General features: G+C 74.2%; 5 protein-coding genes. 2 read left to right on the plus strand and 3 right to left on the minus strand.

The genetic code is table 11. From position 1 onward, the window contains the following. Positions 1 to 121 precede the first annotated feature (121 nt). The gene (locus HGA02_RS12090) at positions 122 to 763 is read right to left on the minus strand and encodes a malonic semialdehyde reductase (protein ID WP_168679216.1); all 642 of its coding nucleotides are present in this window, start codon (positions 761 to 763) and stop codon (positions 122 to 124) included. Between the two features lie 87 nt (positions 764 to 850). Here HGA02_RS12090 and tsaD point away from each other — a divergent pair, with 87 nt between their 5' ends. Continuing rightward, positions 851 to 1,903 carry a tRNA (adenosine(37)-N6)-threonylcarbamoyltransferase complex transferase subunit TsaD gene (gene tsaD, locus HGA02_RS12095; protein ID WP_168679217.1) on the plus strand — a complete coding sequence of 351 codons (1,053 nt, stop codon included), beginning with the start codon at positions 851 to 853 and terminating at the stop codon, positions 1,901 to 1,903. Positions 1,904 to 1,944: 41 nt separating this feature from the next. Here the strand turns inward: tsaD and HGA02_RS12100 are convergent, their stop codons facing one another. Together HGA02_RS12100 and HGA02_RS12105 are read right to left on the minus strand one after the other, a co-directional pair. Continuing rightward, complete coding sequence (locus HGA02_RS12100) at positions 1,945 to 2,448, minus strand: hypothetical protein (protein ID WP_168679218.1); 504 nt, start codon at positions 2,446 to 2,448, stop codon at positions 1,945 to 1,947. Next, positions 2,445 to 2,834 (minus strand): PadR family transcriptional regulator, encoded by a 390-nt coding sequence (locus tag HGA02_RS12105; protein WP_343035458.1) that lies wholly within the window; start codon positions 2,832 to 2,834, stop codon positions 2,445 to 2,447. Before HGA02_RS12105 ends, HGA02_RS12100 begins: the two co-directional genes overlap by 4 nt. Positions 2,835 to 2,963: 129 nt before the next feature. Here HGA02_RS12105 and HGA02_RS12110 point away from each other — a divergent pair. After that, a partial coding sequence (locus tag HGA02_RS12110; protein WP_484482051.1) for a metallophosphoesterase family protein occupies positions 2,964 to 4,180 on the plus strand: 1,217 nt, incomplete at its 3' end.

Genomic DNA, 4,180 nt, shown 5'->3' on the forward strand with positions numbered 1-4,180 from the left:
CGCCGCGGCGTCGTCGCGGGGATGAGGTCCGCACCGGGGATGCCGACCTTCGTCGTGGGCGTGACGACCGGGACGTCCGGGACCCGGGCGCCGACGGTCGTCGCCGGCGCCCGGGCGGGGGTCAGACGGTGCGCGTGGTCTGCGCGTAGGTGAGGCGCGGCGCGCGCGGGTGGTGCGTGCCGTCGCCCTCGCGGTGGCCGACGTTGACGACGAACAGCGAGCGCCAGCCGGTGCCGGCGAGGAGGTCGGCGTCGATCCCGTCGGCGTCCATGCCGCCCATGGGGCCGGCGTCGAGACCGGCGGCGCGCAGGCCGACGATGAAGTACCCGGCCTGGAGGAGCGCGTTGGTGCGGGCCATCTGCTCGCGCTGCTCGACCTGCGGCTCGAGCGCGTCGGCGAGCGCGGCCATGTGCGGCGCGAGGACGGGCAGGTGCGCGTGGAAGCCGGGGTCGGCGGCGAGCACGATCGAGACGGGCGCGGCGAGGACGCGCTCGCGGTTGCCCTCGGCCATGTGCCCGGCGAGCCGGGCGCGGGCCTCGGGGCTGCGGACGACGAGCAGGCGCAGCGGCGTGGTGTTGAGGGCGGTGGGGCCCCACTTGACCAGGTCGTACACGGCGGCGATCTGCTCGTCGGTGACCTCGTCGGAGGTGAAGGCGCCGACGGTGCGGGCCTCGCGGAAGAGGAGGTCGGCCACGTCGTCGGTGACGGCGAGGTCGGGCGTCGGGAAGTCGAGGCCGTCCAGGACGGTCGTGTCGGTGGTCATGTGTCGTTGAATCATCAACTAGCGCAGGGGATTCCACGACGCGGCCGTGACGCTGCTCACACCGTCCGCCCACCTATCCTGGGGCACATGTCTGCGACCGGCGCCCAGCCCCTCGTCCTCGGGATCGAGACGTCCTGCGACGAGACCGGCGTCGCCCTCGTCCGCGGCCACGACCTGCTGGTCGACGCGGTCGCGAGCTCGGTCGACGAGCACGCGCGGTTCGGCGGGATCATCCCCGAGATCGCCTCGCGTGCCCACCTCGACGCGATGGTCCCGACGATCGAGCGCGCGCTCGCGACCGCCGACGTGTCGCTCGGCGAGGTCGACGCGATCGCCGTCACCGCGGGTCCGGGCCTGGTCGGGCCGCTCACGGTCGGCGCCTCCGCCGCCAAGGCCCTCGCGCTCGCGCTCGACAAGCCGCTCTACGGCGTCAACCACGTGATCGGGCACGCGGTGGTCGACGAGCTCGTCGACGGGCCGTTCCCGGAGCGCGTCATGGCGCTCGTCGTGTCGGGCGGGCACTCGTCGCTGCTGCTGATCGACGACACGGTGAACGTCACCGAGCTCGGCTCGACGCTCGACGACGCCGCCGGGGAGGCCTTCGACAAGGTCGGTCGCCTGCTCGGCCTGCCCTACCCGGGCGGCCCGCACATCGACCGCCTCGCACGGGACGGCGACCCGCACGCGATCCGGTTCCCGCGCGGCCTCACGGCGCCCAAGGACCAGGCGAAGCACGCCACGGACTTCTCGTTCTCCGGGCTGAAGACGGCGGTGGCCCGCTGGGTCGAGGCCCGCCAGGACGCGGGCGAGGAGATCCCCCTGAACGACGTCGCCGCGTCGTTCGCGGAGGCCGTCGCGGACGTGCTGACCGCCAAGACGATCGCCGCGTGCCGCGCGCACGGCGTCTCGACGCTCGTCGTCGGGGGCGGCTTCTCGGCCAACTCGCAGCTGCGTGACATGGCCGCGAAGCGCTGCGCCGAGGCGGGCGTCGAGCTGCGGATCCCGCCGATCCGCTACTGCACGGACAACGGCGCGATGATCGCGGCGCTCGGCTCGGCCGTCGTGCGCCGCGGCCTGCCGCCGTCGTCGCTCGACCTGCCGGTCGACTCGTCGATGCCGCTCACGCAGGTCCTGGTCTGACGCGGACCCGTCATGCGGGTCCTGGTCCGACGTCGACCCGCTCAGGCGGGTGACCACGCGCGCCACGCGCGCGACCCGAGCACGAACGTCACGGCGAACACGCCCGCGCCCAGCACCAGCCACTGCCACGACACCGAGGTCTCGACCCCCAGGGCGTCGGCGGTCGCGGTGTACTCGGTCGTGGCGCCGAGCGTCGTCCGCGTGAGCGTGCCGCCGCCGAGGTCGAGCAGCGTGTCGAGCGTCCCGAGCGCGTACGCGAACGCGAGGTAGACCAGGGCGCCGACGGCGAGCCCGGCCCAGACGCCGCCGGTCGCCCAGCGCGGCGTCCGCCGACCGAGCTCGGCGAGGTAGCCCTCGGCGAGCACGCGCGGGTGGCCGAGGCCGGCGACGGCGGCGCGCATGCCGATCTGCTCGGCGGTCGCCGTGACCTCGCGGCGCACGTCGCGGACCAGCGCGCGGTCCTGGGGGTGGTCCTGGACGGCCCACGAGAACCGCGTGAGGTAAACCTCGCGGACCAGGCGGTCGCTGAGCGAGAGGGTGGTCATCGGGTCCTCCGGGAAGGGTCGTCGTCGGGCGCCGGTGCGGCGTCGGGGTCGGTGGGGGAGTCGGCGTCGAGCACGCGCGCGACGGTGGCCGCGAGGCGCTGCCAGGAGCGCTGCGCACGCGCGAGCTCGGCGGTCCCGGCGTCGGTCGGCACGTAGTACTTGCGTGCGGGGCCGGCCGACGACGCGACGAGCCGCGACGAGACGCGGCCCTCGCGCTCGAGCCGGTTGAGCACCGGGTAGAGCGTCCCCGCGGCGAGGTCGGTGAGCCCCGCGTCCTGGAGGCGCGTGACGAGCTCGTAGCCGTAGGACTCGCCGCGGCCGAGCGCCGCGAGCACGAGCATGGGCAGGACGCCCTTGAGGAGCTGGGGGTCGCGGTCGTCGTCCACGCGTCGAGGCTATGCCCGCTAGTAGGTGATGACAAGTAGCAGGCGACGACATCACCCGGTCGACCCTTTTCCGGGTGATTGACACGGTTTGTCCGGCCGGTTCCACTGGACGCGAGCCCAGGAGTCGCCATGTCCTCGCACGACCGCCCCCGCCACGAGCCCCGCCACACCCGCCCGGACCGACCGCACGCGCCCGCGCACGCCCTCCCGGTCGCCTTCCGCGAGGCCCGGCGCCGCCGCCGCACCGCCGTCGTGCTCCTCCTCGTCGCGGGCCTCGTCGGCTGGGGGCTCGCGGCCGCACCCGCCGGCGCGGCCGAGCCCGCGCCGTTCACGTTCGTCGTGCTGCCCGACACCCAGAACTACGTGAGCACCTCCGCGAACCAGGCGACCATGGGCGTCCAGACGCGGTGGATCGCCGACCACGCCGACGAGCTCGACGTCGCGTTCGTGTCGCAGGTCGGCGACCTCGTCGGCGTCGACACCGCGGACGTGCAGTGGCAGCGGGCGTCGCAGCACATGGCCGTGCTCGACACGGCAGGTGTGCCGAACGCCGTCCTGCCGGGCAACCACGACATGAACCTCACGACCGGCGAGGCACCGCTGTACCGGCAGTACTTCCCGCCGAGCCGGTACGCGGAGGCGTCGTGGAACGGCGCGACGGCGTCGTACGGCGGGTACCTCGGCCAGGGGCTGTTCGGGCCCGACCCCGTCGACCGGCAGAACATGGACTCGTTCGCGCTGTTCACCGCGGGCGGCATGGACTTCCTGCTGCTCAGCCTCGAGATGAACGCACCCGATTCGGCGCTCGAGTGGGGTCGTCGCGTGCTCGCCGCCTACCCCGAGCGGCGCGCGATCGTCGCGACGCACTCCTACGTCGACACCGCGGGCGGGCTCACGACGCAGGTCGCACGCGCCGACGGCGGCAACAGCGGCCGTGCGATCTGGGAGGAGCTCGTCCGCCCGTCGTGCTCGGTCTTCCTCGTCGTGTCCGGGCACTTCAGCGAGGGCGACCTGGGCGAGGCGCGTCGCACCGACACCAACGCGTGCGGGCAGCCCGTGCACGCGGTGCTCACCGACTACCAGGACCGTGCCAACGGCGGCGACGGCTGGTTGCGGTACTACACGTTCGACCCCGCGGCCGACGAGATCCGCGCGACGACGTACTCGCCGACGCTCGACCGCTACGAGACCGACGCCGACAGCCAGTTCACGCTGCCGTACGCGATGACCGGCACGCCGCCCGACCCGGACCCCGGGCCGCTCGCCGCCGACGCGTTCGGGCGGACCGTGACGGGTGGCTGGGGCAGCGCCGACAGGGGCGGGCCGTGGTCGGTCGGCGGCGGGAC

The sequence above is a fragment of the Cellulomonas septica genome, assembly GCF_012396155.1.
GTDB lineage: Bacteria > Actinomycetota > Actinomycetes > Actinomycetales > Cellulomonadaceae > Cellulomonas > Cellulomonas septica.

Coding starts and splice junctions, on each gene's coding strand:
- HGA02_RS12090 (WP_168679216.1), bottom strand. CDS start 763: ATGACCACCGACACGACCGTCCTGGACGGCCTCGACTTCCCGACGCCC.
- tsaD (WP_168679217.1), top strand. CDS start 851: ATGTCTGCGACCGGCGCCCAGCCCCTCGTCCTCGGGATCGAGACGTCC.
- HGA02_RS12100 (WP_168679218.1), bottom strand. CDS start 2,448: ATGACCACCCTCTCGCTCAGCGACCGCCTGGTCCGCGAGGTTTACCTC.